Below are 26,655 nucleotides of genomic sequence, written 5' to 3' on the forward strand. Positions count from 1 at the left end.
TGTTAGAGACGCCGCAGATTTCAGGGGGCTTCGTCCGTTCCGGCGCCGCTCCACCGTCCGCGCCCCGTGACTGACCGGCCCCGACGCCGGCCCGGCCTGCGGGGCTACGCGCAAAGCAAAGGGGTGTCCGTGGCCAATAACGCTTCGATTTCCGCCAACATCGCCGGGCGTTACGCGCAAGCCGTCTTTGACCTGATCCGGGAACAGGGCGCGGTCGACGCGCTGGCCGGCCAGGTCGAGTCGTTGGGCGCCGCGCTGAAGGACAGCGAAGACCTGCGCAAGCTGATCGCCTCGCCGCTGTTCTCGCGCGAGCAGCAGGAAAACGCCATCGGCGCGATCGCCGGCAAGATGGGCCTGTCGCCGGTGCTGACCAACACCCTGCGGCTGATGGCGCAGAACCGCCGCCTGTTCGCCCTGCCGCAGCTGGTGGCCCGCCTGGGCGAACTGATCGCCGAGGCGCGCGGCGAGGTCACGGCCGAGGTCGTGTCCGCCGCCCCGCTGAGCGCCGAACAGGAACGCAAGCTGACCGAGACGCTGGCCGCGAAATCCGGCAAGACGGTCAAGCTGAACACCCGCGTCGATGAAGGTCTGATCGGCGGAATGATTGTCAAGCTGGGCTCGCAGATGATCGACAGCTCGATCCGCTCGAAGCTCGCTTCCCTGCAGAATGTCATGAAAGAGGTCGGATAATGGGAATCCAGGCTGCCGAGATTTCGGCGATCCTCAAGGATCAGATCAAGAATTTCGGCCAGGACGCCGAGGTGGCCGAGGTTGGCCAGGTGCTGTCGGTGGGCGACGGCATCGCGCGCGTGCACGGTCTGGACCAGGTGCAGGCCGGCGAGATGGTGGAATTCCCCGGCGGCATCCGCGGCATGGTGCTGAACCTTGAAACCGACAACGTCGGAATCGTGATCTTCGGCGACGACCGCTCGATCAAGGAAGGCGACACCGTCAAGCGCACCCGCTCGATCGTGGAAGTGCCGACCGGCAAGCCGCTGCTGGGCCGCGTCGTGGACGCGCTGGGCAACCCGATCGACGGCAAGGGCCCGATCGAGGGCGCCGAGATGCGCCGCGCCGACGTCAAGGCACCCGGCATCATGCCGCGCAAGTCGGTCCACCAGCCGATGGCCACCGGCCTCAAGTCGGTCGACGCCATGATCCCGGTCGGCCGCGGCCAGCGCGAACTGATCATCGGCGACCGCCAGACCGGCAAGACCGCGATCGCGCTGGACACGATCCTCAACCAGCAGAACTACAACGGCAAGGAAGGGCACCGGACCCTTTACTGCATCTATGTCGCCATCGGGCAGAAACGCTCGACCGTCGCGCAGCTGGTCAAGAAGCTCGAGGAAACCGGCGCGATGGAATACACCGTCGTGGTCGCCGCGACCGCGTCGGACCCGGCGCCGATGCAGTACATCGCCCCCTATTCGGCCACCGCGATGGGCGAATACTTCCGCGACAACGGCATGGACGCACTGATCATCTATGACGACCTGTCCAAGCAGGCCGTGGCGTACCGCCAGATGTCGCTGCTGCTGCGCCGTCCGCCGGGGCGCGAAGCCTATCCGGGCGACGTGTTCTACCTGCATTCGCGCCTGCTGGAGCGGTCGGCCAAGCTGAACGAGGATCACGGCGGGGGCTCGCTGACCGCGCTGCCGATCATCGAGACGCAGGCGGGCGACGTGTCGGCCTATATCCCGACCAACGTGATCTCGATCACCGATGGCCAGATCTTCCTGGAAACCGATCTGTTCTTCCAGGGCATCCGCCCGGCCGTGAACACCGGTCTGTCGGTGTCGCGGGTGGGGTCTGCCGCGCAGACCAACGCGATGAAGTCGGTCGCCGGCCCCGTCAAGCTGGAACTGGCGCAGTACCGCGAGATGGCGGCCTTCGCACAGTTCGGCTCGGACCTCGACGCCGCGACGCAGAAGCTGCTGAACCGTGGCGCGCGCCTGACCGAGCTGATGAAGCAGCCTCAGTACTCGCCGCTGACCAACGCCGAGATCGTCGCGATCATTTATGCCGGCACCAACGGCTACCTGGACAACGTACCGGTCCGCGAGGTCGGCAAGTGGGAAGCCGGTCTGCTGTCGTTCCTGCGCAACCAGCATGGCGACGTGCTGCACTGGCTGACCCGCGAGGATCCCAAGATCAAGGGCGAGGCGGAATCCCGGTTGAAGGCTGCTCTGGACGCCTACGCCAAGACCGCCGCCTGAGGAGGAGCGGAGCATGCCCAGCCTCAAGGATCTGAAAAACCGGATCGGCAGCGTCAAGAACACGCGGAAGATCACCAAGGCGATGCAGATGGTCGCCGCCGCCAAGCTGCGCCGCGCACAGGAAGCGGCCGAGGCTGCGCGCCCCTATGCCGACCGCATGTCCGCCGTCATGGCGGGCCTGACCGCGGCCGCCGCCGGGTCCGAGGGCGCACCGCGCCTGCTGGCCGGGACGGGCTCGGATCAGCGCCACCTGCTGGTGGTGCTGACCTCGGAACGCGGCCTTGCCGGGGGCTTCAACAGCTCGATCGTCAAGCTGGCCCGCCAGCGGGCCGAAGAGCTGCGCGGCCAGGGCCGGGACGTCGCGATCATGACCGTGGGCAAGAAGGCCCGCGAGCAGATGAAGCGCGACTATTCCGACCGGTTCGTCCATCACGTCGACCTGTCCGAGGTCAAGCGCGTGGGCTATGACAACGCCCGCGCCATCGCGCAGGAAATCCTCGACCGCTTCGACGCGGGCGATTACGACGTGGCGACGCTATTCTACAGCCGCTTCGAATCCGTTATCAGCCAGGTTCCGACCGCCCGCCAGATCATCCCCGCGGTGGTCGAGGAAGGCACCGAGGTCGGTGGCGCCAGCGCGCTTTACGACTACGAACCCGGCGAAGAAGCGATCCTGACCGACCTGCTGCCGCGTTCGGTGGCGACCCAGGTCTTTGCCGCGTTGCTGGAAAACGCCGCGTCCGAGCAGGGCGCACGGATGACCGCGATGGACAACGCGACCCGCAACGCCGGCGACATGATCGACCGCCTCACGACCGAGTACAACCGCTCGCGTCAGGCCGCGATCACCAAGGAACTCATTGAAATCATTTCGGGCGCCGAGGCGCTCTGACCGTAACGCAGGGGTAGATAGATGGCAGCTACGGGCAAGATCACTCAGGTCATCGGCGCCGTCGTCGACGTGCAGTTCGACGACAACCTGCCGGCGATTCTGAACGCGCTGGAAACCGAGAACAACGGCAAAAAGCTGGTGCTGGAAGTGGCCCAGCACCTGGGCGAGAACACGGTCCGCGCCATCGCCATGGACGCGACCGAAGGTCTGGTCCGCGGCGAGGCCGTGCGCGACACCGGCGGGCCGATCTCGGTCCCGGTCGGCGACGCGACGCTGGGGCGCATCCTCAACGTCGTGGGCGAGCCGGTGGACGACCGCGGCCCGGTGACGGCGACGGAAACCCGCGCCATCCACCAGCCGGCGCCGGAATTCGCGGCGCAGGCGACCAGCTCGGAAATCCTTGTCACCGGCATCAAGGTCATCGACCTGCTGGCGCCCTATTCCAAGGGCGGCAAGATCGGCCTCTTCGGCGGCGCCGGCGTGGGCAAGACCGTGCTGATCATGGAGCTCATTAACAACATCGCCAAGGTGCACTCGGGCTACTCCGTGTTCGCCGGCGTGGGTGAGCGGACGCGCGAGGGCAACGACCTCTACCACGAGATGGTGGAATCGGGCGTCATCAAGGAAGACAACCTCGCGGAATCGCAGGTGGCGCTGGTCTATGGCCAGATGAACGAGCCTCCGGGGGCGCGGATGCGCGTGGCGCTGACCGGCCTGACCCTGGCCGAACAGTTCCGCGATGCGACCGGCACCGACGTTCTGTTCTTCGTCGACAACATCTTCCGCTTCACCCAGGCGGGGTCCGAGGTGTCGGCTCTGCTGGGCCGCATCCCGTCGGCCGTGGGCTATCAGCCGACGCTGGCCACCGACATGGGCGCGATGCAGGAACGCATCACCTCGACCAAGAACGGCTCGATCACCTCGATCCAGGCCGTCTACGTCCCGGCCGACGACCTGACCGACCCGGCCCCGGCCACCACCTTCGCCCACCTCGACGCCACCACGGTGCTGTCGCGGGCGATCTCGGAACTGGGGATCTACCCGGCCGTGGACCCGCTCGACTCGAACAGCCGGATCCTCGACCCGGCCGTGGTCGGCGAGGAGCATTACGGCGTCGCCCGCGACGTCCAGGGCATCCTGCAGAAATACAAGTCGCTGCAGGACATCATCGCGATCCTCGGGATGGACGAACTGTCCGAAGAGGACAAGCTGACCGTTGCCCGCGCCCGCAAGATCCAGCGCTTCCTGTCGCAGCCCTTCGACGTGGCCAAGGTCTTCACCGGCTCGGACGGGGTGCAGGTCCCGCTGGAGGACACGATCCGCTCGTTCAAGGCGGTGGTGGCCGGTGAATACGACCACCTGCCGGAAGCGGCCTTCTACATGGTCGGCGGCATCGAAGAGGTGAAGGCCAAGGCCCAGCGTCTCGCCGCGGACGCGGCGTAAGGGGGCGACATGGCCGACACGATGCAGTTCGACCTCGTCTCGCCGGAACGGAGCCTCGTTTCCGTCCCGGCGCGCGAGGTCCGTCTGCCGGGCACCGATGGCGATCTGACCGCCATGCCCGGCCACGCCTCGACCATCGTCACGCTGCGGCCGGGGATGGTCACGGTCGTCGACGGGCAGGGCAACGCGACCGAGTTTGCGGTGACCGGCGGCTTTGCCGAGATCACCGGGGAATCGGTCAGCCTGCTGGCCGAACGCGGCCACGCGCGGGCCGAGATCACCCAGGACATCTATAACGAGATGGTCCTGGACGCCCGCCGCGCCCATCGCTCGGCCGAAACCCGGCGCGAGACGGTGGGGGACGAGGTCGTCGCCGCGGCCGCCAAGCTGTTGGGCGACATGGAGGCCCTGGGCACCCATATCGGCCTCGACCCGAACCAGGCGACGATCCCGGACTGATCCCAACCGCGAAGCGCGAAAGATTTTAGTTAGTTGAAGGCCCCGTCCTCTGGTTTCAGGATGGGGCCTTCCTGTATGTCGGGCAGGTCTGATGCCGGACCCGCAGGCGACGGGCCGCCTTCTATCGATTTGGGACGCCGATGCTCCGTTTCAGTCATACCGCCGTCGGCGTCCAGCAGGGCACGGAGATGCTGTTCACCGCCTTCGAGGATGGCGGGCCGATGTGGACCCGGTCGGGGCCGCGTGTCGAACGCTGCGCGGTCCGGTTTCCGACGCCCTTTCTTGGCGTTCCGGCCGTGCATGTGGGGCTGTCGATGTGGGACATCGCGATGGACAGCAACCAGCGGGTGGACGTCAGCGCCGACGAGATCACCCCTCAGGGCTTCGTGATCCTGTTCCGCACCTGGGGCGATACCCGGGTCGCCCGTGCCCGCGTGTCGTGGATGGCCATCGGGCCGACCGAGCACGAGGACGATTTTCTGCTCGACTGACCGCTGCAATCGCGGGCACGCGGGTCAGGCCCGGTCCAGATTGACCGCGATCAGCTCGGCAACGGTGGCGGGGCGCGTCAACGGGGCCATGTGGCCCGCGCCCGGGACGGTCGCCCGGCCGACATCCGGCAGGCGCGCCGCCAAGGCTGCGGCGATCTCGGCAATGACCGGCGGCGAGGACGCCCCGGTGATGAACATCACCGCCGCCGAAAGGCGTTCGAGGCCGCCCGGCGCCAGGATCCCGGCTCGGTCGTGATAGATGTCGGGCATGGTATCCCGCACCGCCGCCATCTGCGCGATCAGCTGGTCGCGGGTCAGTGGCGGCACCGCATTCAGGTCCGGCCCGTCCCAATAGCGCAGGAACGCCGCCGTCGCGCCGGCCCTGTCACCGGCCGCCTCGAAGCGCTCCAGCGCGGCCAGCAGACCGTCCGGGTCGCGAGCCGGGGCGGGCAGGGCGGCGAACATGACCGGCTCGATCAGGGTCAGGCTGCGGACACGCGCGGGGTCCACCACCGCAAGCGCGAGCGCCGCCACCGCGCCGAAGGAATGGCCCAGCAGGTCGACCCGGTGATCCGCCGATCCCGCCGCCAGGCGCTCGGCCTCGGCCCGCGCGGCGGTCAGGGTCGTCGCCATGATCTCGCCCGGCGCGATCGCCGCGAGCCGCGGGCTGCGGCCATGCCCGGGCAGGTCCAGCGCGTGCAGATCGACGCGCCCGCCCAAGCCCTCGGCGATCGGCCCCCAGCCCGCGCCGCTGCCCATCATGCAGTGCAGCGCCAGCGCCGGGCGGCGCCGGTCGCCGGGGAAATGCCGGCGAAACAGCGTCACAGCGTCGCCAGATGACGCTCGAGAAAGTCGAGCCGGTCCTGCCCCCAGAATTTCTGCCCGGTGTCCAAGACATGATAGAAGGGGGCGCCGAACACCCCCGCCTCGACGGCGCGTTCCAGGTTGCGGGCATAGGTCTCGGCGCCGACGAACAGCCCGGTGTCGGCCAGCGCAGGATCAAAGCCGTGCGCCGGCAGCACCTCGCGGATCACCCCGTCCTCGGCGATGTCGCGGCCGTCGGCAAAGCGGGCGCGCAGAAACCCCTGCACCAGCCCGCCCACGTCGCCCCCCGCCTCTTGCGCGGCGATCACCGCGTACGAGGAGGGCGCCATGTTCGTCATCGGCACGTCCAGCCGCAGCGGCACACCCAGGTGTTCGGCCCAGCGGGGCAGTTCCTGATTGCGATAGTCAATCCGCGCGGGGTGGCGGTTCTGCGGCCGGGTGCCTCCGGTGCGGTCGAACAGTTGCATCAGGTCCAGCGGGCGATAGGTGATCTGGGCCCCATGCCGAGCCGCGATCCGTTCCAGCCGGTCGCCTGCAAGATAGCACCAAGGGTTGATGGTCGAGAGGTAATAGTCGATCTGGCGCATCCGCATTGTCCCTCGTTCCTGCCTGCCGCGCGGGGTTTGCCGGGACGCTAGCGCGGTGCTAATCGGGGCGCAATCCGCGCCGAATCCGGCCGGCAGCTGCGGAAAGGATGACTATGCCCGCCATGACCGAACCCAAGCTGATCGCCGGAAACGCCAACCGACCGCTCGCCACGGCCATCGCCCGGCGCATGTCGATGCATCGCGGGATGAATGTCGGCCTGGTCGACGCGCGGGTCGAACGGTTCAACGACCAGGAAATCTTCGTCGAGGTCTACGAGAACGTCCGCGGCGAGGACATGTACATCATCCAGCCGACCTCGAACCCGGCCAACGACAACCTGATGGAGCTGCTGATCATGGCCGACGCCCTGCGCCGGTCCAGCGCAGCGCGGATCACCGCCGTGATCCCCTATTTCGGTTATGCCCGCCAGGACCGCCGGGCCAAGGCGCGCACCCCGATCTCGGCCAAACTGGTCGCCAACATCCTGACCGAGGCCGGGGTGGACCGGGTGCTGACGCTGGACCTGCACGCGACGCAGATCCAGGGGTTCTTCGACATCCCGGTGGACAACCTCTATGCCGCGCCGGTGTTTTCGCTGGACATCATGCACCAGTTCAAAGGCAAGGCCGACGACCTGATGGTGGTGTCGCCCGATGTGGGCGGGGTGGGGCGGGCGCGCGAGATCGCGACCCGGATCGACGCCCAGATGGCGATCGTCGACAAGCGCCGGGAAAAGGCCGGCGAGATCGCCGACATGACCGTGATCGGCGATGTCGAGGGCAAGACCTGCATCATCGTGGACGACATCTGCGACACTGCGGGGACGCTGGTGAAGGCCGCCCAGCTGCTGGCCGATCACGGCGCGACCGAGGTCCACGCCTACATCACCCACGGCGTCCTGTCCGGCCCGGCCGTCGAACGGATCGAGGGGTCGGTGATGAAATCGCTGGTCATCACCGATTCCATCAACCAGCCCGAGCCGGTCCGCAACGCCCGCAACATCCGCATCGTCCCCACGGCGCCGCTGTTCGCACAGGCGATCATGTCGATCTGGAACGGCACCTCGGTGTCGTCGCTGTTCGAGCTGGATACGCTGCAGCCGGTCTACGAGGGGATGTACAGCTCGGTCTGATCGGCGGCGGGCGGGCGCCGAGCGCACGGGTGATTTATGTCAGCCGGGGCAACCCCGGGCCGCCGGGCGGTGTTCGGGGGGCAGATGACGGATCAGGGGCGGGGCCCGGAATGACCGAAGACAGCGTGATCGACCAGCTTCATGCCGCCGATGTGGCGCTGTCGGTCGAAGCCGGCCAGATGCGCGACCACCCGGTGATCGCGGCGGCGGGCGCCGCCAGCGAGATCGCCGACCAGCCGCCGGCCTTCACCCTCGCCGCCATCGCGCTGGGGGCGGGGCTGTTGTCAAGGCGACCGCGGCTGGCCGAAGGCGGGGGGCGGGCCCTGGCGGCGTTGTGGCTGGCTACCCGCACCAAGTCGGCGATCAAGAGCGTCGTGGTGCGGACGCGCCCCTACAAGCTGCTCGAGGAAGGGCATTACGAGACCGGGGTGAACGGCCCGGACTCGCATCCCTACAACTCGTTTCCCTCGGGTCATACGGCCGACGCCTTTGCGGCGGCGCGGGCGATCGGTCGCGTCGCCCCGGGGGCCAAGGGGCCGTTGCTGGGTCTCGCGGCCCTGATCGGGCTGGTCCAGGTTCCGCGCGCCACCCACCACCTGGCCGACGTCATCGCCGGTGCGGCGGTCGGCATCGCCGCCGAGGCCGTGGTCCACCATGCGCTGCAGGCCCTGCCCGACGACCGGGTGCGCGCCGGCCGCCGCGCCCTGATCCGCCGCCGCGGGGCGTCCGAGAACGACGCCTGAGGCATGGCCGGCCATCCAGGTCCTGCTGCCTGCATCTCTTGTCCGCAAATATCCCGGGGTCCGGGGCAGCGCCCCGGTTCCACCGCCGGCGCTTGCGGTCCGCACGCCCATCGCCAGCCTCACCACCAGCCGAAGGGACCCGATGATGCGCGCCTTCTACCACCCCCATCAGGCGCTGCACGCGCCCCAGCAATACATGCGCTTCGGCCGCGTCGTCCGGGCGAGGGATCTGCCCGAGCGGACCGAGCGTCTCCTTCAGGCGCTGGCCGGGCGGGGCATCCCGGTCGAGACGCCCCCGCCTGTCGGTATGGACCCCATCCTTGCCGTCCATACCGCCGATTACGTCGAGTTCCTGCGCACCGCCTGGGACCAGTGGCAGACCCTGCCCGAGGACCGCGGCCCCGAGGTCTGGCCCGCCACTTTTCCTTACTGGAGCGGGCGGCCCGAGCGACGCGCCCGGCCGGCCCCGCGGCCCACGGGCCTCCTCGGGCGGCTCGGCTGGTATCTGGGCGACATGTCGGTGCCCCTGGATGCGCATAGCTGGACCTCGATCCGGCAATCGGCCGAGACGGCCGTAGTGGGGGCCGAGGCCGTCGCCGATGGGGCCGGGCTGGCCTATGCGCTGTGCCGCCCCTCGGGCCACCACGCGCGGGCCGACCGGGCGTCGGGGTTCTGCTACCTGAACAACAGCGCCATCGCGGCGGCACGGCTGGCGCTGCGGTTCGGGCGGGTGGCGGTGCTGGACGTGGACGCCCATCACGGCGACGGGACCCAGCAGATCTTCTATGACCGACCAGACGTGCTGACGGCGTCGATCCACGCCGACCCGGCGGATTATTACCCCTTCTATACCGGCTATGCCGATGAGGCCGGCGCTGGCGCTGGCGCGGGCGCCAACCTCAACCTGCCCCTGCCGCATGGTTCGGGGACAGGCGCCATGCAGGCGGCCTTGCAGCTGGCGGCAGAGGCGATCCGGAAATTCGACGCGCGGGCGCTGGTCGTGGCGCTGGGGTTCGACGCCCATCGTGCCGATCCGATCGGCGTCCTGGCGCTCGACAGCGGCGACTTCGCCGCGATCGGCGAGGCCGTCTCGCGGTTGGACCTGCCGACCCTGATCGTGCAGGAGGGCGGCTACGGGATCGACGTCCTCGACCCCAGCCTGACGGCGTTCCTGCAGGGGCTGGGCGGCTAGCCGCGCGCGGGCCACCGGCGCAGCAGCGTCGCGCTATAGATCGCCAGCGCCGCCCAGATCATCGGGAAGGCGATCCTGCGCACCCCGCCGAAGGGCTCGTGGAAGATCAGCACCGCGGTCAGGAAGATCAGCGTCGGCGCGATGTATTGCAGGATACCGATGGTGGACAGCCGGATCAGCTTGGCGGCGTTGGCATACATCATCAGCGGTATCGCGGTAACCGCGCCGGCGCCGACCAGGAACGCGGTGTCGTGCAGGTTGGCGCCGAAATGGCCGCGCCCGGTTGCCGCCAGCCACAGCACATAGCCCAGCGCCGGCAGCACGAGGGCCAGGATCTCTACCGTGAAGCCCTCGTTCGCGGGCAAGGGCAGCCTGCGCTTGCAGAACGCATACAGCCCCCAGCTGAGCGTCAGCCCGATCGCCACCACCGGCAGCCCCCCGGCGGAAAAGGTCATCAGCAGCACGGCGGCCGCCGCCAGCGCAATGGCCGCGATCTGCGGCCGGGTCAGCGTCTCGCCCAGCAGCAGCGCGCCCAGAGCGACCGAGAACAGCGGGTTGATGTAATAGCCCAGCGCCGTCTCGATGGCGCGGCCGTTGGTGACGGCCCAGACATAGATCAGCCAGTTGACCGAGATCAGCACCGCGGTCAGCGCCGCCATCCGCACCAGGGCCGGCTGGCGCAGCGTCTGCACCACCTTGTCCAGCCCGCCCCGCGACGCGACGACGGCCAGCGCGATAGGCAGCGACCACAGGATGCGGTGGGCGATGATTTCGAACGGCGGGATATGCGCCATCTCGCGCATGTAAAGCGGCAGGAAGCCCCAGAACACATAGGTCGCGATGGCCAGGGCAAGGCCGCGGGGCGAGTCGGTCTGCGAATCGGTGGCGGACATGGCCCGGACATAGCTTCGCGCGCCGGCGGCTGCCAGCGGGGTTGAGGCGCCGCGCGGAAGGTTCTAGCCAAGGGCCATGCGGATTCTCTTTCTGGGCGACGTGATGGGACGGGCCGGGCGGCGGGCGATCGTCGAGCGGCTGGGGGCGCTGAAATCCCGGCTGCGGGCGGATTTCACCATCGTCAATGGCGAAAACGCCAGCGGCGGCATGGGGCTGACGGCGGCCCATGCCACGCTGCTGCTGGATGCGGGCGCAGACGTGCTGACGCTGGGGGACCACGCTTTCGACCAGCGCGACATGCTGTCCTTCATCGACGGCGAGCCGCGGATCATCCGGCCGCTGAACTTTGCCCGCGAGGCCCCCGGCCGCGGGGCACGGGTGTTTTCCGACCAGCGCGGCCGCAGGGTGCTGGTGGCGCAGGCGCTGGGGCAGGTTTTCATGAAGCGCCCCTTCGACGACCCGTTCAGCGCCGTCGACACGGTGCTGCGCGCCCATGTCCTGGGCGGCGGGGTGCAGGCCGCGGTCCTGGATTTCCACGCCGAGGCGACCAGCGAGAAGATGGCGATGGGCCATTACTGCGACGGCCGCGCCAGCCTCGTCGTCGGTACCCACACCCATGTCCCGACCGCCGATGCGCAGGTGCTGGGGCGGGGGACGGCCTATCAGTCCGATGCCGGGATGTGCGGCGATTACGACAGCGTCATCGGCATGGAGAAGACCGAGCCGATGCGGCGCTTCCTGACCGGGATGGCGCAGGGCCGCTTTACCCCGGCCGAGGGCGAGGCCACGATCTCGGGCGTGCTGGTCGTCACCGACGACCGCAGCGGGCTGGCCCGGTCGGTCCATCCCGTGCGCGAGGGCGGGCGGCTGGCTGCCACGATCCCCGACGCGATGCCCCCCGGATGAGGGCGGCGAGTTCTTGCCTGACGCTGCGGCCCCACCGCGCGCCGGCGGCATTACCTTGCGGGCAAGTAGGAAATGGGGCAACGCTGCCGCCAGCCGGTTCGCCGGCGCAGTTGGTTCGAGGTGAGTGAATGTTTGGCATTGCCCTGACCGGCCAGGCGGGTGCGATCGCGACCCTGGTGATCATCGCCGTGATGTTCGTGATGTTCATCCGCGAGGATCAGCCGCCGGAAGTCATCGCCATCGGCGCTGCCGCCCTGATGATGATTCTGGGCCTGCTGCCGGTCGAGGATGCGGGCAGCGTGCTGTCGAACAACGCGCCGTGGACCATCGCCTTCATGTTCATCACCATGGGCGGGCTGTTGCGGACCGGCGCGCTGGACCAGCTGAGCCGGCTGGTGGCGAGCCGGGCCGGCACCCAGCCGATCCTGACCATCGCGGTGATGTTCGCCTTCGTCTGCCTGGCCTCGGCGATCATGAACAACACGCCGGTGGTGGCGGTGATGATCCCGATCGTCATCCAGGTCGCCAAGAAGGCCAATATCTCGGCATCCAAGCTGTTGATGCCGCTCAGCTATTTCACCGTCATGGGGGGCATGATCACGCTGATCGGCACCTCGACCAACCTGCTGGTCGACGGCGTCGTGCGCGCCAAGGGGATGGAGCCGTTCGGCATCTTCGACATCGCCCCGGTCGGGATCGCCGTTACCCTCGCCGGCGCCGCCTTCATCGGCCTTGTCGGCTGGCGGCTGCTGCCGGATCGCGGCTCGATGGCGTCGTTCCTGACCGACCGCTCGCAGATGAAGTATTTCACCGAGGTCGCCATCCCCGAGGATAGCGGCATCGTCGGCATGAACCTGTCGGACGTGAAGATGTTCCAGCGCGAGGCCGTGCGCGTCATCGACGTGCTGCGCGGGGACGCCTCGCTGCGGCGCGACATGGACAGCGTGGTGCTCCAGTCCGGCGACCGGGTGGTGATCCGGTCGGTGATGGCCGACCTGCTGGAAATGCAGCAGAACAGGGACCTGCGGGCGCTGGACAAGCTGTCCTCGGTGCAGACCGAGACCGTCGAGGTGCTGATCTCGCCCGGGGCGCGGATGATCGGGCGCCGGCTGGGCGACCTGCGCCTGCGCCGCCGCTATGGGGTCTATCCGATCGCGGCGCATCGCCGGAACCAGAACATCGGCCGCCAGCTGGACGACCTCGAGATCCGCGTCGGCGACACGCTGCTGCTGGAAGGCGCGGCCGAGGACATCGCCCGGCTCGCCGCCGACATGGACCTGGTCGACGTGACCCATCCGACGACCAAGCCGTTCCGCCGCAAGCACGCCCCCATCGCCGCCGCCGCGCTGCTGGGGGTGGTGGTGCTGGCCGCCTTCAACGTCGCGCCGATCATGGCGCTGTCGTTCCTGGCCGCGGCCATCATCCTGATCTCGGGCTGCGTCGATCCCGACGAGGCCTTCGGCTTTGTCGAGGCGCGGCTGCTGGCGATGATCTTCGCCATGCTGGCGATTGGCGAGGCGCTGGACGCCACCGGCGCCGTCAAGCTGATCGTGGACGCCATCGCGCCGTTCCTGGCCGGGCTGTCACCGTTCTGGACACTGGTGGCGGTGTATTTCCTCGGTCTCGCGATGACCGAGTTGCTGTCCAACAATGCCGTCGCGGTGATCCTGACCCCGATCGCCATCGAGCTGGCGCAGCAGCTGAACCACGATCCGCGCGCTTATGTGGTGGCGGTGATGTTCTCGGCTTCGGTCGCCTTTGCGACGCCGATCGGCTATCAGACGCACATGATGGTCTATGGACCGGGCGGCTACAAGTTCACCGACTTCATGCGCATGGGCATCCCGCTGGACATCGTCACCGGCATCGTGGCGTGCCTGACGATCCCGCTGTTCTGGCCGCTGTAAGCGTCCCGACCGGGGGCCACCCCCCGGACCCCCGGGACATTTGAGACCGCTCGAGCTCTTCAGCCCGGCCCGCCCGCGCGGACGGCGGCTTCGGCGGCGGCGGAAAGGGACTTGCGGCTGTGGCCGGCGACCGGGATCGGCGGGTGCAGCGTGACCGTGACGCCGCCCTGGCGCGCCTGGGCCAGGACGGCCAGCAGATGCGGCCCCAGCGCCATGTCGCCCCACCAGCCATAGAAGCCGGGCGCGCGGCCAGACGGCGCGTGATAGCGGACGCTGACCGGCTGGATCGCCAGCCCCGGCGGCAGATCCGGGTCAAGGAAGGCCTGGAACAGCGTCGGCTTGAAGGGCAGGACGCGCAGGCCGTCGGTCGAGGTACCCTCGGGAAAGAACAGCAGCCGGTGACCGGCGGCGGTGCGGGCGGCGAACTCGGCGGCCTGCTGGCGGGCCAGCCGCGGGTCGCGGGTGACGAAATGCGTGTTGGTCACCCGGGTCAGGATGTTGATGCCGGGCCAGCCCGCGACCTCGGCCTTGCTGACGAAGAACAGCGGCGCCGCCGCGTTCAGCACGAAGATGTCGAGCCAGCTGGAGTGGTTGGCGACCATCGCGCCGGGGCCGCGCATGGCCGTCCCGATCCGCTGCCAGCCGATGCCCATCAGCCACAGGCACAGCCGGCAGACGCCCTGCACCCACGGCCCGGTCAGCGGCCGGCGCGGGCCGGCAAACAGACGCTCGATGGCGCGCAGGGGGAGGATGAGGATGACCCCGATCAGCAGCACCGAGATCACCGACAGCCCGCGCGACAGGGCCAGTGCCCAGCCCAGCGGGCCGGGGCGGGCAGGGGGCGGCGGGGTTTCTCCGCGCCATGTCCCGGATGGTGCCCGGGATGGCGGCCCGGTTGGCGGAGAAGGATGCGCGCTCATGCGCCCTGCCAGCGGTCCTGATAGAACTTGCGGTGGCGTTCGGACATGGCGGCGGTGTCCATCAGCAGGAACACGTCGGTGGTGTTGAAGGCGTGGTCGACCCACGCGTCCTGGCCCACCACGCCGCCCAGCCGCAGATAGGCCTTGATCAGCGCCGGCATCACCGTCATCGCGGCGCGGCGGTCCAGCCGGTCGGCCGGGATCAGGTCCATGGTTTGGGCATTCGGCGGCCGTGCCGTCGGGCGCAGTTCGGGCGGGGCGAGGTGGTGGTGGTGCAGCCAGGACAGCGCCGGCGCCAGCGCCTCGATATCGGTGCCGTGAAAGCTGGCGACGCCGAACATGATCTCGATCCCGTTGTCCAGCACATAGTCGGCCAGCGCGTTCCACAGCATGAACATGCCCGACCCGCCGCGATAGGCGGGATCCACGCAGGACCGCCCCAGCTCAACCAACCGCCGCCCCGATCCGCGCAACGGCGTCAGGTCGTATTCGTCGTCGCAATAGAACCGGCCGAAGCGTTCCGCCGCATCGCCCCTGAGCAGCCGATAGACGCCCACGACATGGTTCCCCGCCGCCGGGTCCCGGCGCGTGTCGACCAGCACCAGGTGATCGACGATGGGGTCGAATTCGTCGCGTTCCAGCTGTGCGTCGTGATCCACCAGCGGGCCGTCCGCGCCCAGCTCGCCGACGAAGACGCGATAGCGCAGCCGCTGCGCGGCCAGCAGGTCGGGCTGGGTTTCGGCAAGGCGGACGTCAAGCCAGGCGGGTTCGGACTTCATCGTTCACTCGTTCGGGGCGGCGTTGCAACCAAGCGGCACTCCGCCGATTGATATATGAAAAGTGGCGGATATTCGCTTGACACATCTGAAGGTTGTGCTGAAGACACTGTATACATCACGGACGTCAGGAAGGGATCATGACCAGTTCAAGTGCGACATTCCGGCTGTCCAGCACCTGTTTTCCCGCCTCTGGAAAATTCACCGTGATGCGGTCTCCGATCCGGGACTGGACCTGTCCGATCCCCCATTCTGGCGCCGCCGGATGGCGCACCAGCATGCCGGGTTCGAGAATGTCGTTGGTCATGTCTGCCGCCCCCGCCTTGGCCGCCGAGGCTAACGGACGATGACGGCCGTCACAATGCCGAACGGCCGCCCGCAGCCGGCCCGCGATGAAGCCGAGCTGGCCAGCCTGGTCGCGGCCCGGTTGTGCCATGACCTCGTCTCGCCGCTGGGCGCGATCGGGAACGGCGTTGAACTGCTGGAGATGTCGGGCGACTTTCCGGGGATATCGAAATCCCCCGAACTTGCCCTGATCACCGAAAGCGTGCAGGCGGCGCGGGCGCGGGTGCGGTTCTTTCGCACCGCCTTCGGCCACGCCCCCCCAGACCAGCGCGTCGCGGTGTCCGAGATCGGGCAGCTCATGGCGGATTTCACCGCCGGCGGCCGGCTGACCGTCGAACTCGACGGCAGCGGCGACGTCTCGCGCCCCGAGGCGAGGATGATCCTGCTGGCGCTGATGTGCATGGACAGCGCCATGCCCTGGGGCGGGCGGGTGCTGGTCTGCCGCACCGGCAATGGCTGGCGCCTGGTGGGCGAAGCGTCGCGCACCCGGTTCGAGCCCGCCTCGTGGAGCTGGCTGGACCACCGGCCAGAGGCCCCGCCGCAGATGCCGGTCGCGGCCGAGGTGCATTTCGCAATGCTCGGCGTGCTGTCGGCGCGCAACGACCGCCCCATCGCGTGGGAGGTGGACGCCTCGGGGGGCGAGATCACCTTCTGAGCGGCCCTAGCTGCGGACAGCGCCGTCGCCGGTCACCAGATACTTGAAGCTGGTCAGCTGTTCCGCCCCCACCGGCCCGCGGGCGTGCATCTTGCCGGTGGCGATGCCGATCTCCGCGCCCATGCCGAATTCGCCGCCATCCGCGAACTGGGTCGAGGCGTTGCGCATCAGGATCGCGCTGTCCAGCCGTTCAAAGAACCGCGCCGCGGTTGTGTCGTTTTCCGTCAGGATGCTTTCCGTGTGCTGGCTGCCATGCCGGCGGATATGCTCGATCGCCCCGTCGACCCCGTCCACCAGCTTGACCGCGATGATCATGTCCAGGAACTCGCGACCGAAATCGTCGGGCTGCGCGGGCACGGTGCCGGGGATGCGGGCCAGATCGCCCGCGGCGCGGACCTCGACGCCGGCGGCGAGCAGGTCCTCGATCAGCACCGCCCCGTGGCGGGCATAGAACTGGCGGTCGATCAGCAGGCATTCGGCCGCGCCGCAGACCCCGGTGCGCCGGGTCTTGGCGTTCAGCACCACCCGGCGGGCCTTGTCCAGGTCGGCCTCGCCATCTGCATAGACGTGGCAGATGCCTTCCAGATGAGCAAAGACCGGGATCCGCGCCTCGGACTGGACGAGCCCCACCAGACCCTTGCCGCCGCGCGGGATGATGACGTCGATCAGCCCCTGGGCGCGCAGCATCGCGCCCACCGCGGCGCGGTCGCGGGTCGGCACCATCTGGATCGCGGTGTCGGGCAGGCCGGCCTGGCGCAGCCCCTCGGTCATGCAGGCCATGATCGCGGCCGATGAATGGATGCTGTCGGTGCCGCCGCGCAGGATCACGGCGTTCCCGGATTTCAGCGCCAGCGCGCCGGCATCGGCGGTGACGTTGGGCCGGCTTTCATAGATCACCCCCAGCACCCCCAGCGGAGTCGAGACGCGCTGGATGTGCAGCCCGTTCGGGCGGTCCCATTCCGCCAGCAGCCGACCCACCGGGTCGGGCTGCCGGGCCACGGCACGCAGGCCATCGGCAATGGCGGCGATGCGGCCGGCATCCAGCCGCAGCCTGTCGACCATCGCGGGCGACAGGCCCTTGCCGTCGGCATAGGCCAGGTCCTCGGCATTGGCGGCCATGATCGCGCCCTCGGCGTCGCGGATCGCCTGCGCCGCGAACGTCAGCGCCGCCTGCTTGCGGTCGGCCGGGGCATGGGCCAGCGCGGCCGCCGCCTCGCGCGCGGCGGCGGCAAGGCGGGCGATCAGGGCGTCAGGGGTCTCGGTCGTCATCATGCGGTCCTCTCGCCAGTGCCGGCGCCGGAATAGGGGCCGCCCGCCACCAGCGCGCGCTGATAGGCCGGGCGGGCGTGGATGCGGTCCAGCCAGCCGCGCGTCGCCGGCCGGTCGGTCAGCCCGCCGCGCAGGGCCGCCATCTCGACCGGGAAGCTCATCATCACGTCGGCGGCGGTGAAGCGGCCGGCGGCGAACCAGCCGTCGCCGGTCAGGCTCGCCTCCCACCAGTCGAGCTGGCGGGTCATCTCGGGGCCGAGATAGGCGGTCTCGACCCCGCGCGTGATCGCCCGCGCCACCGGGCGCAGCGGCCACGGGACCGAGGCGGGGATGCGCCCCAGCACCAGCCGCATCACCAGCGGCGGCATCGCCGAGCCCTCGGCATAGTGCAGCCAGTAGCGTACCGCGTCGCCCGCGTCCGTTCCCTCGTCGGGCAGCAGCGCCGAGCCGCGGGCGAGCGCCGCGACGATCGCCCCGGTCTCGGCCAGTACCCGGCCCCGATGGGCGACCATCGGCGCCTTGCCCAGCGGGTGCAGCGCCTTGAGCGAGGCGGGCGCCAGCATCGTCCGCGGGTCGCGCTGGTGGCGGACCAGCTCGTAGGGCAGGCCCAACTCCTCGGCGAGCCAGATGACCCGCTGCGAGCGGCTTTCGTTCAGGTGATGGATGGTCAGCATGAAGGCCCGCCTTGCGATGTGGCGTGTTGGTGCCACAGCGGGGGGACAAGCGAAAGCCCGGACGGGTCTCGTGACATGACAAGGAAAGTCCCAGGCTTCTGTTGCCAGGCGCCTGGGGGCCCCGCCTTACGCGGCTAAGCGCAAGGACTTAGGTTTCGATAACTCGAACTGCTTACGCAGCCAGAGCCACCGGAGCACGGTTGTCGTTGGCAACTGTACTTTTTGCACCGATAACGGTGGTAGCTCACCGAGACAAAGCAAACAGCTTTAGACGTTTGTCGATCCTGTTTCGGCCCCATTTGCCCCCAACGAAGGGATTTTGGTGGAGCCGCCGGGTACCGCCCCCGGGTCCAATCCGCTTATTACCTGCGCGTTTATGTCCATAGTCCGGGCGAACCCGGACAAGGGCAAAGATAGGGCCGGGTTGCGGCTGACGCAAGTGGCGCGAGGGCCGGGTCAGGGCCGATGCGCGCGAAGCTGTTGACTGCCGCGTCACACCCCGACGCGCCACGCCTGTTCTCGCTTACCCCACGGCGATCAGGTGGTTGTCCCAGGCAAGCTCGTGCCGCGCCATCAGCCGCAGGCCGCCGGTGTCGGCGGCCCAGATCGCGCCCGCGCCGTCGGTCAGCGTGAACGGCGCGTCGACGCCCGCCGCCGCGCCGCAGACATCGGCACGGCGCAGGGTCACGCGGTGGGCGCCGTCGCGGCCGTGGATCATCGCCACCCCGCCCCGCGGCGAGGTGACGACGATGGCATCGCCCGCCGCGGCGATCGACCCCGCATAGCCCTGCATCGCGAAGGCGTCCTGCTCCGGGACGCCGCAGGTGACCATGTCCTCGCCGCGGGCGATGCCCAGCAGCGGCACCGGCTCAGCCGCGTCGCCCTGCCATTGCATCGCAAAGGCCACCCCGTCCTCGAGCAGCGCGAGATGGCGGATCGAGTTCGCGCACAGCGCGCCCGGCAGCTCCTGCCGGGTCAGGATCGTGCCCCCGCCGTCCAGCGTGGCGAGGTTCGGCCGCATCGTGCCCAGGTTCAGCGGCGTGCGGTCCTGCGGGTCGGTGGCGATGCCGCCATTGGCGACGACCAGCGTGCCGTCCGGTCGCACCCGCAGGTCGTGCGGGCCGATCCCGCCCGTGTCCCACTCTCCCACACGCGCATAATGGCGGGTGTCCCAGATGCCGACGCGGCCCGCCGAGCCTTCGGCCGCCACCTCGGAGGTGTAAAGCAGCGCCCCATCGGGCGAGAAGGCGCCGTGGCCGTTGAACTGCCGGCCCTCGGGCGGGGTCAGGCTGCGGATCGCGGCGCCGGTGCGGCAGTCCAGCACCACGCCGAAGGTGCCGGGGCGGCGGGCAAAGGCCACCGCCTCGGCGCGTTCGGGGTGCAGCGCGGCGGCGTGGCCGCGCCCGGGCAGCGGGACCGCAAAGGTCAGGCCGCCATCCGCCGCGATGCCGTGCAGCGCGTGGCGGCCATCGGGATCCCGGGCGGCGGCAACCCAGACCGGCGCGCCGGCGGCCGCCCAGCCGCGCCCGGGCAGCAGCATGGCGGCGGCGAGGCCCTTCAGCAGGGTGCGGCGGTCGGTCATCGCCTAGTCGCCGTCCTGCGCGTTGAAGCCCGCGCTGACGCCCAGCGCCGGCCCGATCTCGGTCTCCACCGCGACCTTGGCCGAGTTCACCGCCTGCTGCAGGATCTCGACCTTGAGCCGCCGCTGCGGATCGGCGACGCCGGCCAGGACCGGATCGTCCAGCCGTTCGGCCAAGTCCAGCGCGCGGTCGAACGCCGCCTGGGTCTGCGGCGCCGGGCTGTGCAGCGCCAGCGCCAGATCGCGCATTCCGGTCAGCGACTGCACCACGTTGCGCAGGCTGCGGCCCGCGGCGACGGCCTCGGCCCGGTCCGGGCGCGGCTTGTCGAACGTTCCCAGCGGCCGGCCCAGCCGGTTCTTTTCCAGCGCCGACAGGCCGGTGACCAGTTGCGTATACAGGGCCTGCCGGGCCTCGGTCGGGGTCAGGTAGGCGGCGTTGCCCTCTCCGGGATGGGTCAGCAACTCGGCATGGGCAGGCCACTCCGCCGCGATGTCGGCCCCCATCCGGGCCAGATCGGCGGCGGTGGCGCGGGTCAGCAGGCACAATTCGGCCTCGGCGCCCTGCAGGGGCGAGGGGTAGAGCAGCCGCTCCAGCCCGGCAAAGCCGCGCATCGCGACCGAGGCCCTGGCGAAGCGGTCGGGGTCGCTGGCCACCGCCGCGCCCTCGGCCAGCGCCGCCTGCTGCGCCCGCAGGCCCGAGCCCTTGGGATCGGGCCAGAACGCCATCGCCAGCGCGCGGCCGTCGGTTTCGACCGGGCCGAGGCGCAGGAAGTCGATTCGCGCCCAGTCGTCCCACGCCGCCTGAAAGGCCGGCCGCAACCCTTCGGGCGCGCAATCCGCGGCGGCGGCCCGGGCCAAGTCAGCGGCGCTGTCGGCAAGCGCCGCATAGGCCGGTGTGATCACATCCACCGCCTGCGCCACATCGGCCGCGGCGGGAGAGGCCAGCAGGGTCAGGATCAGAGCGATTCGAGCCATGCGATCAGCGCCTTTCGGTCCTCGGCGGGCAGGTTCACCACGGCGTCGCGGGCGGCCTGAGCCTCGCCGCCATGCCACAGCACCGCCTCGATCAGCGACCGCGCGCGGCCGTCATGCAGATAGGATTCCACCCCCGTCACCTTGCCGTTCAGCGCGATGCCCCACAAGGGCGCGGTGCGCCATTCCCGCCCGTCGGCGCGGCTTTCGGGGCGGCCGTCGGCCAGGCCCTCGCCCATATCGTGCAGCAGCAGGTCGGTATAGGGCCAGATCAGCTGAAAGCTCTGCTCGGGCTGGTCCTTGAGGCGATGGGTAACGAATTTCGGCCGATGGCAAGCGGTGCAGCCGATCGTGTAGGCGATCTCTTTCCCGCGCAGGACGCGCGGATCGTCGGCCCCGCGCCGTTCCGGCACGGCGAGGTTGCGGGAATAGAAATTGACCAGATCGAGACTGGCGCCGTCCACCTCGAGCCCGTCGCGGATGCCGGGTTCCTGCCCGGACGGCGCGCTGCGGCAGTCCGTCTGCGCGTCGGTGCATTCCCCCGAGGGTGAGTCGAACAGCGGCGTGGACAGGCCCATGTCGCCAGAAAATGCGCTGGCGGATTGTTCGAGGATGGTGGCGTTGCCCGCCTTGTGGCCAAAGCGGCCCAGCATCGGCCGGTCGAACTGGCTGGACCAGACGATCTGCTCACGCCCCGAGATGCCGTCGCCATCGGCGTCCTCGGGGTCGGCGCCGGCGACGATGTCGGCGACCGGGACCGCCTCGATCAGCCCCAGCCCGATCATCTGCGGCGCGACCCGGGGCGAGACCTGCAGCGCCGGGTGCGGCGGGCCATAGGCCGGCGCCTCGACCGCATAGGCCGGGCGGCGCAGGCTGACGACCGACCCGTCGGCCAGCGTCACCGGCATCTCGGTCCAGCTGACCCCCATCCGGGCCTCCGCGAGATAGCCTTCCAGCGCCAGGTCCTGCAGCTGCCCGCCATAGACCGGATCGGGCTGGGTCGGGATATAGCCGGGGATCTCGGGCCGGTCCGGGCCGCCGGGGATCGACAGGCGCAGGAAGGCCGACACGCGGCTGTCATCGGGGCCGTCCGGCATGTGCCCGCGGCCGTCCTTGATGTGGCAGTTCTGGCAGGCCCGCGCGTTGTAGAGCGGCCCGAGCCCGTCGCTGCCCCTGGTCGAGGACGGCGCGCCGACCCACAGCTTGCGGAAGATGCCGTTGCCGATCTTGAAGTCCATCTCGCGGTCGACCGGCATGTTGGGCGAGAACTGCGAAAACGCCTCGGTGCCGGGCATCAGCCGGGTGGTCGCTGCCCCGGCCGGCTTTGTCTCGAACGGCTCGGGGGCGGAAAAGTCGGTGGGCGGGGCCAGCACCTTGGCGATCCGGGCGCGTTCGGCTTCAGTCCGGGGGATGACGGACAGATGCGGCTCGGTCTGCCAGGCGGTCGCCGCGGCCGCGTCCGGGGCGACCGGGACGGCGCGGACGGCGTCAGCGGGGGTTTCCGCAGAGGCGGTGGCCCCGAGGGCCAGCAGGCACAGCCAGAGAAGCGGAGCGGGGTTCATGGTCGTCCGGCCCGGCTTTGCCCCGGGCAGAGGGGCGATCCCGGCCGTGGCAGGCCGGGACCGCGGGGGGACTCATTCGGCCTCGTCGGCCGGCTTGGCGTTCAGCAGGCCGAAATTCTGGGCGCCGATTTCGTCGTGCAGCTGCAGCTGGGTTTCCAGAAAGTCGATATGGCCTTCCTCGTCGGCGATCAGGTCGTCGAACAGCGACTTGGACACCTGGTCGTTCACCTGCGCGCAGTATTGCCGTGCCTCGAGATACAGCGTCCGCGCGTCATGTTCGCCGGCGAGATCCGCCTCCATCGTTTCGCGGATGGTCTGCCCGATCCGCAGCGCGTCCAGCTTTTGCAGGTTCGGGTGGCCTTCCAGAAAGATGATGCGCTGGATCAGCCGGTCGGCGTGGTTCATCTCCTCGATCGATTCGGCCCGCGACTTGTTGGCGATGCGGCCGTAGCCCCAGTCCTCCTGGAGCCTGTAATGCAGCCAGTACTGGCTGACGGCGGTCAGTTCCGACCGCAGCGCCGCGTTCAGATAGTCGATGACCTTGGGATCACCCTTCATGGTCCGCCTCTCCTTCAAACTGCCGCCCGAGACAGTCCGCGCAGGATCGCCGGAACGGATGCCGGTCCGGCATCCACGGCAAACCCTTCCGCGGCCCGCATCGTGGCGACGAAAAGTTTCATGCAGCCGCCACAATCGGCGCGGCGGCCCAGCGCGTGATAGATCTTGCCGGGCGTCACGATTGTATCCGGATCAGACGCGCGCATCCAGCCGACGGCAGAGCGGATCTGCCGGTCGGTGATTCCCGTGCAGTGGCAGACGATCATCGCGGGCTCACTGGAAGACGGCGTCGGGGTTGTCGAGGCTGTCCGAGCCTTCGAAGGCGATCTTGTCCAGCCCCAGCACGGCCACGGCGCGTTCGATGTTGCGGGTCTGCGCGACCAGCGCGTCGATGCCAGCGGTGATCGCGGCGTTGCCCGCGTCGTTGCCGGGGGCTAGCATCTGGTCATAAGCCATGCCCCCCTCGGCGGTGTCGCGCAGCTTGCCCAGCGCAGCCATCGTCGCGTCCAGATCGGCGCGCAGCGCTTGATCCACGGCCGGATCGCGGGCGGCGACCAGCGCCGACAGCGAGGGGCCTTCCACCGTGCTGCCATCCGGGCGCGCATAGCTGCCCAGATAGACGTTCCGGATCCCCAGCCCGTCGTAATAATGGCTCAGATGGGTCTGGTCCGAGAAGCAGTCGTGCTCCTCCTCGGGGTCGTTCAGCATCAGCCCCAGTTTCATCCGCTCGCCCGCCTGCTCGCCATAGCTGAGGCTGCCCATGCCGGTCAGCATGGCGTTCAGCCCCGCCTGCGGGTTCTCGGTCACGGCCTCGCGGGCCGCGCCGCCTGGGGCCCAGTTGGCGGCCATCTCCTGCAGGTCGGCCACCAGCAGGTCGGTCGCGGCGGTCAGATACTGCGCGCGGCGGTCGCAATTGCCGCCGGTGCAGTCCGCGCCCCGGGCATAGTCGGTGTGCGGCCGGTTCCCCGCGCCGGGGCCGGTGCCGTTCAGGTCCTGGCCCCACAGAAGGAACTCGATGGCGTGATAGCCCGAGGCGACGTTCGCCTCGATCCCGCCGGCCTCGTGCAGCGCCCGGATCGTGTCGGGGGTGATGGTCGCGGCGTCCAGCGTGTCGGCGCCGATCTTCAGGTCCGGGTTGGCGATGACGTTCAGCTGCGCCAGCTCGTTATCCTCGGCCGAGGGCGTGCCCTCGGCGACATAGTCGATCAGCCCCTCGTCCAGCGGCCAGGCGTTCACCCGGCCCTCCCAGTCATCGACGATCGGGTTGCCGAAACGGAACGCCTCGGTCTGCTGATAGGGCACGCGCGCGGCGGTCCAGGCGCTGCGGGCGGCGCCCAGCGTGGCCTCGGACGGCTGGGCGACCAGCGCCGCCACCGCCTGCTGCAGCGCCTGCGCCGTGGTGACGCTGTCGTCATAGGCCGCGGCGGCGATGTCGGCGTAATGGGCGACGACCGCATCCGGCGTGACAAGACCCGCCACTGCGGCGAGCGGAGAGACAGTGAGCGTCAGGGCGACGAGAGAGGGGGTCAGGCGCATCGCCGGGCTCCGAATTGCTTGGGTTACTTGGTCAGGATCAGCTTGCCGGCGCGGGTGATGCGCAGGGTGTAGACCTGCCCATCGAGCGCGTTCGGGCGAGGTTGCCGCCCTCGGTCAGCGCGGTTGCGTCGTGCAGCGGCCGGGCGGGGGCGACGGGCATCGCGGTGCGGTCGCTGCCGTGAAAGCTGAGGTCGTTCATGCAGATGCCTAAGGTGACTGGTTTAGTCGGATACTATGCCTGACTATTTACGTCGGATGTGGGATGTCAAGGGAGTTGTGGGTACAGCAGATTTTGGGCCGCTCCCTCCGCCGCCGCGCACGCTCGACCCCGCGGATACCGGCAGTCGAATTGTCGGGTGCGGTCGGTGACGCGGAGGAGGCGGATGCGCAGCCTGAACTGCAGGCGCGGATGCAGCGCATCGCGGCGGACCATGACGACCTGTCGGCGCAGTAGCGGGCCGGCAAGGACGGGAACGGCCTGCCGCCGGCCTTGAGCCTCAGTCCTTCCAGTCGATGGTGAGCTGGGTCTGGGTAACGACCGCCGCGGGCTTGCCGTCGGGGCGGGTGATCGTCGTCTGCCACACCATCGTCGTGCGCCCCTTGTGCAGCGGCACGGCCCGCGCCGTCGCGGTGTCGCCGATGCGGATCGGGCGCAGGAAGTTCGTCTTGCTCTCGATCGTGGTCGTGGTCTTGCCGGGGGGCAGGTTGATCATCGTCGCCGTGCCGCCGAGGTTGTCGGCCAGCGCCATGATCGCGCCGCCGTGCATCACCCCGTTGCGGTTGGCGAGATCGGGCGTCACTGCCATCTCGGCCACCACCTCGTCGGGGGCGACCGAGACCAGCCGGAACCCCAGCAGCCGCGCGAAGGCGGGCTGGTCGAAGGCGATGCGTTCCTGTTCCTCACGCTCCACGGGCGGTCCTTTCTGCGAAGGGGCGGGGCGGCGAAGGTGCCGCCCCGCCCCGCCTGGCGTCAGTTCTTGGGTGCCTCGGCTGCGGGCGCCTCGGCTGGCGCTGCCGGCGCCTGGGCCGCCGACGCGGCCTGCCCCGAGGTCACGAAGTCATAGGGCAGCTCGGCCACCCGCAGCCATTGCTGCTGCTTTTGCCAATAGGCCGACCAGTTGTCATAGATCTTGCGGAAGCCCTCGTTCGAGGCGGCGAATTCCTCATAGACCTTGCGCGACTCGGCAAAGGCCGCGGCCAGCACGTCGTCGGGGAAGGCGTGCAGCTGCGCGCCGGACCCGACCAGCCGCATCAGCGCATCCGGGTTGCCGTTGTCGTATTTGGCGATGCAGTGGCTCATCGCCTCGGAACACGCAGCCTCCAGCGCCGCCTGATAATGCTTGGGCAGCCCATTCCACTTGTCGAGGTTGACGTACAGCCCCACGTTCGCCGTGCCTTCCCACCAGCCGGGGTAGTAGTAATGCTGCGCGACCTTCTGGAAGCCCAGCTTCTCGTCGTCGAACGGCCCCGAGAATTCCGCCGCGTCGATGGTCCCGCGTTCCAGCGCCGCATAGATGTCGCCGCCGGCGATCTGCTGGGGCACGACGCCCAGCCGCTGCAGGATCGTCCCGCCCAGCCCCGCGATCCGCAGCTTGAGGCCCTTGAGATCCTCGAGCGAGGTGATCTCCTTGCGATACCAGCCACCCATCTGGGCCCCGGTATTGCCCGACGGGATCGACCACAGGTTCGACTTGGCCATGAACTCGTTCACCAGCTCGCGCCCGCCGCCGTAATACAGCCAGGCGATGGTCTGGCGGGTGTTCAGCCCGAACGGCAGCGAGGTGTCGAAGGCCCAGGTCGGGTCGGCGCCGATCTTGAAGCTGCCCAGCGAATGGGCGCATTCCACGGTGCCGTCGCTGACCGCGTCGATGGCCTGCAGGCCGGGCACGATCTCGCCGGCGGCGAAGGGCTGGATCTGGAAGCCGCCATCGGTCATCTCGGAAATCCGGCGTGAGACCTGTTCGGAAATGCCGTAGAGCGTCTCGAGGCTTTTCGGATAGCTCGAGGTCAGCCGCCAGCTGACCTGCGGGGCGGCCTGCGCGATGGCCGGGGCGGCCAGCATCGAGGCGGCGCTGCCCATCGCGGCGGTGGACAGGAAGACGCGGCGTTTCATGGATC

28 protein-coding genes, 1 other RNA gene and 1 pseudogene are annotated in these 26,655 nt (G+C 69.4%); 12 read left to right on the top strand and 18 right to left on the bottom strand.

The window, feature by feature from the left end:
* Positions 1 to 129 precede the first annotated feature (129 nt).
* The 6 genes from IC63_RS00080 to IC63_RS00105 all read left to right on the top strand — a co-directional run bounded on the left by IC63_RS00080 (position 130) and on the right by IC63_RS00105 (position 5,504).
* Positions 130 to 690, top strand: coding sequence for a F0F1 ATP synthase subunit delta (locus IC63_RS00080; RefSeq protein WP_198026204.1), 561 nt, complete (start codon positions 130 to 132; stop codon positions 688 to 690).
* Positions 690 to 2,219: a F0F1 ATP synthase subunit alpha gene (atpA, locus tag IC63_RS00085; RefSeq protein WP_036715797.1), complete on the top strand. Its 1,530-nt coding sequence runs from the start codon at positions 690 to 692 to the stop codon at positions 2,217 to 2,219. Before IC63_RS00080 ends, atpA begins: the two co-directional genes overlap by 1 nt.
* Before the next feature lie 13 nt (positions 2,220 to 2,232).
* Positions 2,233 to 3,111 (top strand): F0F1 ATP synthase subunit gamma, encoded by an 879-nt coding sequence (locus IC63_RS00090; RefSeq protein WP_036715799.1) that lies wholly within the window; start codon positions 2,233 to 2,235, stop codon positions 3,109 to 3,111.
* 21 nt (positions 3,112 to 3,132) lie between these two features.
* Positions 3,133 to 4,554 carry a F0F1 ATP synthase subunit beta gene (atpD, locus tag IC63_RS00095; RefSeq protein WP_036715801.1) on the top strand — a complete coding sequence of 474 codons (1,422 nt, stop codon included), beginning with the start codon at positions 3,133 to 3,135 and terminating at the stop codon, positions 4,552 to 4,554.
* A gap of 9 nt (positions 4,555 to 4,563) precedes the next feature.
* Positions 4,564 to 5,013 carry a F0F1 ATP synthase subunit epsilon gene (locus IC63_RS00100; protein WP_036715802.1) on the top strand — a complete coding sequence of 150 codons (450 nt, stop codon included), beginning with the start codon at positions 4,564 to 4,566 and terminating at the stop codon, positions 5,011 to 5,013.
* Positions 5,014 to 5,153: 140 nt separating this feature from the next.
* Complete coding sequence (locus IC63_RS00105) at positions 5,154 to 5,504, top strand: H-type lectin domain-containing protein (RefSeq protein WP_036715803.1); 351 nt, start codon at positions 5,154 to 5,156, stop codon at positions 5,502 to 5,504.
* 24 nt (positions 5,505 to 5,528) lie between these two features.
* Here the strand turns inward: IC63_RS00105 and IC63_RS00110 are convergent, their stop codons facing one another.
* Together IC63_RS00110 and IC63_RS00115 are read right to left on the bottom strand one after the other, a co-directional pair.
* A complete protein-coding gene (locus tag IC63_RS00110; protein WP_052041730.1) occupies positions 5,529 to 6,329 on the bottom strand; it encodes an alpha/beta fold hydrolase in 801 nt (266 codons plus the stop codon).
* Positions 6,326 to 6,916, bottom strand: a complete 591-nt coding sequence (locus tag IC63_RS00115) for a 2-hydroxychromene-2-carboxylate isomerase (RefSeq protein WP_036715804.1) — start codon at positions 6,914 to 6,916, stop codon at positions 6,326 to 6,328. The genes IC63_RS00110 and IC63_RS00115 overlap by 4 nt, the downstream gene beginning before the upstream one ends.
* Positions 6,917 to 7,029: 113 nt before the next feature.
* On the opposite strand from IC63_RS00115, the gene IC63_RS00120 reads away from it, so the two are divergent.
* The 3 genes from IC63_RS00120 (at position 7,030) to IC63_RS00130 (ending at position 9,984) form a co-directional block, all read left to right on the top strand.
* Positions 7,030 to 8,049: a ribose-phosphate pyrophosphokinase gene (locus IC63_RS00120; protein WP_036715806.1), complete on the top strand. Its 1,020-nt coding sequence runs from the start codon at positions 7,030 to 7,032 to the stop codon at positions 8,047 to 8,049.
* Between the two features lie 110 nt (positions 8,050 to 8,159).
* Complete coding sequence (locus IC63_RS00125; RefSeq protein WP_052041731.1) at positions 8,160 to 8,792, top strand: phosphatase PAP2 family protein; 633 nt, start codon at positions 8,160 to 8,162, stop codon at positions 8,790 to 8,792.
* Between the two features lie 142 nt (positions 8,793 to 8,934).
* Positions 8,935 to 9,984, top strand: a complete 1,050-nt coding sequence (locus IC63_RS00130) for a histone deacetylase family protein (protein WP_198026205.1) — start codon at positions 8,935 to 8,937, stop codon at positions 9,982 to 9,984.
* On the opposite strand, the gene rarD is transcribed toward IC63_RS00130, so the two are convergent.
* Positions 9,981 to 10,877 carry an EamA family transporter RarD gene (rarD, locus tag IC63_RS00135; protein WP_036715809.1) on the bottom strand — a complete coding sequence of 299 codons (897 nt, stop codon included), beginning with the start codon at positions 10,875 to 10,877 and terminating at the stop codon, positions 9,981 to 9,983. The genes IC63_RS00130 and rarD overlap by 4 nt on opposite strands.
* A gap of 76 nt (positions 10,878 to 10,953) precedes the next feature.
* Here rarD and IC63_RS00140 point away from each other — a divergent pair, with 76 nt between their 5' ends.
* Both IC63_RS00140 and IC63_RS00145 read left to right on the top strand, forming a co-directional pair.
* Positions 10,954 to 11,784, top strand: a complete 831-nt coding sequence (locus IC63_RS00140) for a TIGR00282 family metallophosphoesterase (RefSeq protein WP_036715810.1) — start codon at positions 10,954 to 10,956, stop codon at positions 11,782 to 11,784.
* A 128-nt stretch (positions 11,785 to 11,912) separates the two neighbouring features.
* Positions 11,913 to 13,691: an SLC13 family permease gene (locus tag IC63_RS00145; RefSeq protein WP_036715812.1), complete on the top strand. Its 1,779-nt coding sequence runs from the start codon at positions 11,913 to 11,915 to the stop codon at positions 13,689 to 13,691.
* A 59-nt stretch (positions 13,692 to 13,750) separates the two neighbouring features.
* Here IC63_RS00145 and IC63_RS00150 read toward each other — a convergent pair whose 3' ends face one another.
* The 3 genes from IC63_RS00150 to IC63_RS00160 all read right to left on the bottom strand — a co-directional run bounded on the left by IC63_RS00150 (position 13,751) and on the right by IC63_RS00160 (position 15,694).
* Positions 13,751 to 14,611, bottom strand: a complete 861-nt coding sequence (locus tag IC63_RS00150) for a lysophospholipid acyltransferase family protein (protein ID WP_052041732.1) — start codon at positions 14,609 to 14,611, stop codon at positions 13,751 to 13,753.
* Positions 14,608 to 15,390, bottom strand: coding sequence for a GNAT family N-acetyltransferase (locus IC63_RS00155; RefSeq protein WP_036715815.1), 783 nt, complete (start codon positions 15,388 to 15,390; stop codon positions 14,608 to 14,610). Before IC63_RS00155 ends, IC63_RS00150 begins: the two co-directional genes overlap by 4 nt.
* 124 nt (positions 15,391 to 15,514) lie before the next feature.
* Positions 15,515 to 15,694, bottom strand: coding sequence for a DUF3553 domain-containing protein (locus tag IC63_RS00160; protein ID WP_036715817.1), 180 nt, complete (start codon positions 15,692 to 15,694; stop codon positions 15,515 to 15,517).
* A 39-nt stretch (positions 15,695 to 15,733) separates the two neighbouring features.
* On the opposite strand from IC63_RS00160, the gene IC63_RS00165 reads away from it, so the two are divergent.
* Positions 15,734 to 16,387 carry a histidine phosphotransferase family protein gene (locus tag IC63_RS00165; RefSeq protein ID WP_052041733.1) on the top strand — a complete coding sequence of 218 codons (654 nt, stop codon included), beginning with the start codon at positions 15,734 to 15,736 and terminating at the stop codon, positions 16,385 to 16,387.
* A gap of 6 nt (positions 16,388 to 16,393) precedes the next feature.
* Here IC63_RS00165 and IC63_RS00170 read toward each other — a convergent pair whose 3' ends face one another.
* From IC63_RS00170 to IC63_RS00220, 12 genes and pseudogenes are all read right to left on the bottom strand, one after another.
* On the bottom strand, positions 16,394 to 17,656 hold the full coding sequence (locus tag IC63_RS00170) for a glutamate-5-semialdehyde dehydrogenase (RefSeq protein ID WP_052041755.1): 1,263 nt from the start codon (positions 17,654 to 17,656) through the stop codon (positions 16,394 to 16,396).
* Entirely contained in the window at positions 17,656 to 18,330 is a 675-nt protein-coding gene (locus IC63_RS00175; RefSeq protein WP_036715824.1) for a glutathione S-transferase, read from the bottom strand. The genes IC63_RS00170 and IC63_RS00175 overlap by 1 nt, the downstream gene beginning before the upstream one ends.
* An 86-nt stretch (positions 18,331 to 18,416) precedes the next feature.
* Positions 18,417 to 18,773, bottom strand: a transfer-messenger RNA (tmRNA) gene (gene ssrA, locus IC63_RS17150).
* A gap of 80 nt (positions 18,774 to 18,853) precedes the next feature.
* Positions 18,854 to 19,912 carry a DUF1513 domain-containing protein gene (locus tag IC63_RS00180; protein WP_036715826.1) on the bottom strand — a complete coding sequence of 353 codons (1,059 nt, stop codon included), beginning with the start codon at positions 19,910 to 19,912 and terminating at the stop codon, positions 18,854 to 18,856.
* Positions 19,913 to 19,915: 3 nt separating this feature from the next.
* On the bottom strand, positions 19,916 to 20,884 hold the full coding sequence (locus tag IC63_RS00185; protein WP_036715828.1) for an imelysin family protein: 969 nt from the start codon (positions 20,882 to 20,884) through the stop codon (positions 19,916 to 19,918).
* The gene (locus IC63_RS00190) at positions 20,866 to 22,443 is read right to left on the bottom strand and encodes a di-heme oxidoreductase family protein (protein WP_036715829.1); all 1,578 of its coding nucleotides are present in this window, start codon (positions 22,441 to 22,443) and stop codon (positions 20,866 to 20,868) included. The genes IC63_RS00185 and IC63_RS00190 overlap by 19 nt, the downstream gene beginning before the upstream one ends.
* Positions 22,444 to 22,515: 72 nt before the next feature.
* Positions 22,516 to 23,001, bottom strand: coding sequence for a bacterioferritin (gene bfr, locus IC63_RS00195; RefSeq protein ID WP_036715831.1), 486 nt, complete (start codon positions 22,999 to 23,001; stop codon positions 22,516 to 22,518).
* A gap of 14 nt (positions 23,002 to 23,015) precedes the next feature.
* Complete coding sequence (locus tag IC63_RS00200) at positions 23,016 to 23,267, bottom strand: (2Fe-2S)-binding protein (protein ID WP_036715834.1); 252 nt, start codon at positions 23,265 to 23,267, stop codon at positions 23,016 to 23,018.
* A gap of 7 nt (positions 23,268 to 23,274) precedes the next feature.
* Entirely contained in the window at positions 23,275 to 24,531 is a 1,257-nt protein-coding gene (locus tag IC63_RS00205) for an imelysin family protein (RefSeq protein WP_198026211.1), read from the bottom strand.
* Between the two features lie 29 nt (positions 24,532 to 24,560).
* Positions 24,561 to 24,697: pseudogene (gene hemP, locus IC63_RS17155) on the bottom strand (hemin uptake protein HemP).
* Between the two features lie 337 nt (positions 24,698 to 25,034).
* Entirely contained in the window at positions 25,035 to 25,448 is a 414-nt protein-coding gene (locus IC63_RS00215) for a PaaI family thioesterase (RefSeq protein WP_198026206.1), read from the bottom strand.
* 59 nt (positions 25,449 to 25,507) lie between these two features.
* Positions 25,508 to 26,650: a TRAP transporter substrate-binding protein gene (locus IC63_RS00220; RefSeq protein ID WP_084115275.1), complete on the bottom strand. Its 1,143-nt coding sequence runs from the start codon at positions 26,648 to 26,650 to the stop codon at positions 25,508 to 25,510.
* Positions 26,651 to 26,655 lie beyond the last annotated feature (5 nt).

The organism is Paracoccus sphaerophysae (genome assembly GCF_000763805.1).
Taxonomy (GTDB): Bacteria; Pseudomonadota; Alphaproteobacteria; order Rhodobacterales; family Rhodobacteraceae; genus Paracoccus; species Paracoccus sphaerophysae.

What these genes read in the sequence shown, in the direction of transcription:
- atpA (WP_036715797.1), top strand. Translation starts at nt 690, where the DNA reads ATGGGAATCCAGGCTGCCGAGATTTCGGCGATCCTCAAGGATCAGATC.
- IC63_RS00090 (WP_036715799.1), top strand. Translation starts at nt 2,233, where the DNA reads ATGCCCAGCCTCAAGGATCTGAAAAACCGGATCGGCAGCGTCAAGAAC.
- atpD (WP_036715801.1), top strand. Translation starts at nt 3,133, where the DNA reads ATGGCAGCTACGGGCAAGATCACTCAGGTCATCGGCGCCGTCGTCGAC.
- IC63_RS00100 (WP_036715802.1), top strand. Translation starts at nt 4,564, where the DNA reads ATGGCCGACACGATGCAGTTCGACCTCGTCTCGCCGGAACGGAGCCTC.
- IC63_RS00105 (WP_036715803.1), top strand. Translation starts at nt 5,154, where the DNA reads ATGCTCCGTTTCAGTCATACCGCCGTCGGCGTCCAGCAGGGCACGGAG.
- IC63_RS00115 (WP_036715804.1), bottom strand. Translation starts at nt 6,916, where the DNA reads ATGCGCCAGATCGACTATTACCTCTCGACCATCAACCCTTGGTGCTAT.
- IC63_RS00120 (WP_036715806.1), top strand. Translation starts at nt 7,030, where the DNA reads ATGCCCGCCATGACCGAACCCAAGCTGATCGCCGGAAACGCCAACCGA.
- IC63_RS00125 (WP_052041731.1), top strand. Translation starts at nt 8,160, where the DNA reads ATGACCGAAGACAGCGTGATCGACCAGCTTCATGCCGCCGATGTGGCG.
- IC63_RS00130 (WP_198026205.1), top strand. Translation starts at nt 8,935, where the DNA reads ATGATGCGCGCCTTCTACCACCCCCATCAGGCGCTGCACGCGCCCCAG.
- rarD (WP_036715809.1), bottom strand. Translation starts at nt 10,877, where the DNA reads ATGTCCGCCACCGATTCGCAGACCGACTCGCCCCGCGGCCTTGCCCTG.
- IC63_RS00140 (WP_036715810.1), top strand. Translation starts at nt 10,954, where the DNA reads ATGCGGATTCTCTTTCTGGGCGACGTGATGGGACGGGCCGGGCGGCGG.
- IC63_RS00145 (WP_036715812.1), top strand. Translation starts at nt 11,913, where the DNA reads ATGTTTGGCATTGCCCTGACCGGCCAGGCGGGTGCGATCGCGACCCTG.
- IC63_RS00150 (WP_052041732.1), bottom strand. Translation starts at nt 14,611, where the DNA reads ATGAGCGCGCATCCTTCTCCGCCAACCGGGCCGCCATCCCGGGCACCA.
- IC63_RS00155 (WP_036715815.1), bottom strand. Translation starts at nt 15,390, where the DNA reads ATGAAGTCCGAACCCGCCTGGCTTGACGTCCGCCTTGCCGAAACCCAG.
- IC63_RS00160 (WP_036715817.1), bottom strand. Translation starts at nt 15,694, where the DNA reads ATGACCAACGACATTCTCGAACCCGGCATGCTGGTGCGCCATCCGGCG.
- IC63_RS00165 (WP_052041733.1), top strand. Translation starts at nt 15,734, where the DNA reads ATGACGGCCGTCACAATGCCGAACGGCCGCCCGCAGCCGGCCCGCGAT.
- IC63_RS00170 (WP_052041755.1), bottom strand. Translation starts at nt 17,656, where the DNA reads ATGACGACCGAGACCCCTGACGCCCTGATCGCCCGCCTTGCCGCCGCC.
- IC63_RS00175 (WP_036715824.1), bottom strand. Translation starts at nt 18,330, where the DNA reads ATGCTGACCATCCATCACCTGAACGAAAGCCGCTCGCAGCGGGTCATC.
- IC63_RS00180 (WP_036715826.1), bottom strand. Translation starts at nt 19,912, where the DNA reads ATGACCGACCGCCGCACCCTGCTGAAGGGCCTCGCCGCCGCCATGCTG.
- IC63_RS00185 (WP_036715828.1), bottom strand. Translation starts at nt 20,884, where the DNA reads ATGGCTCGAATCGCTCTGATCCTGACCCTGCTGGCCTCTCCCGCCGCG.
- IC63_RS00190 (WP_036715829.1), bottom strand. Translation starts at nt 22,443, where the DNA reads ATGAACCCCGCTCCGCTTCTCTGGCTGTGCCTGCTGGCCCTCGGGGCC.
- bfr (WP_036715831.1), bottom strand. Translation starts at nt 23,001, where the DNA reads ATGAAGGGTGATCCCAAGGTCATCGACTATCTGAACGCGGCGCTGCGG.
- IC63_RS00200 (WP_036715834.1), bottom strand. Translation starts at nt 23,267, where the DNA reads ATGATCGTCTGCCACTGCACGGGAATCACCGACCGGCAGATCCGCTCT.
- IC63_RS00220 (WP_084115275.1), bottom strand. Translation starts at nt 26,650, where the DNA reads ATGAAACGCCGCGTCTTCCTGTCCACCGCCGCGATGGGCAGCGCCGCC.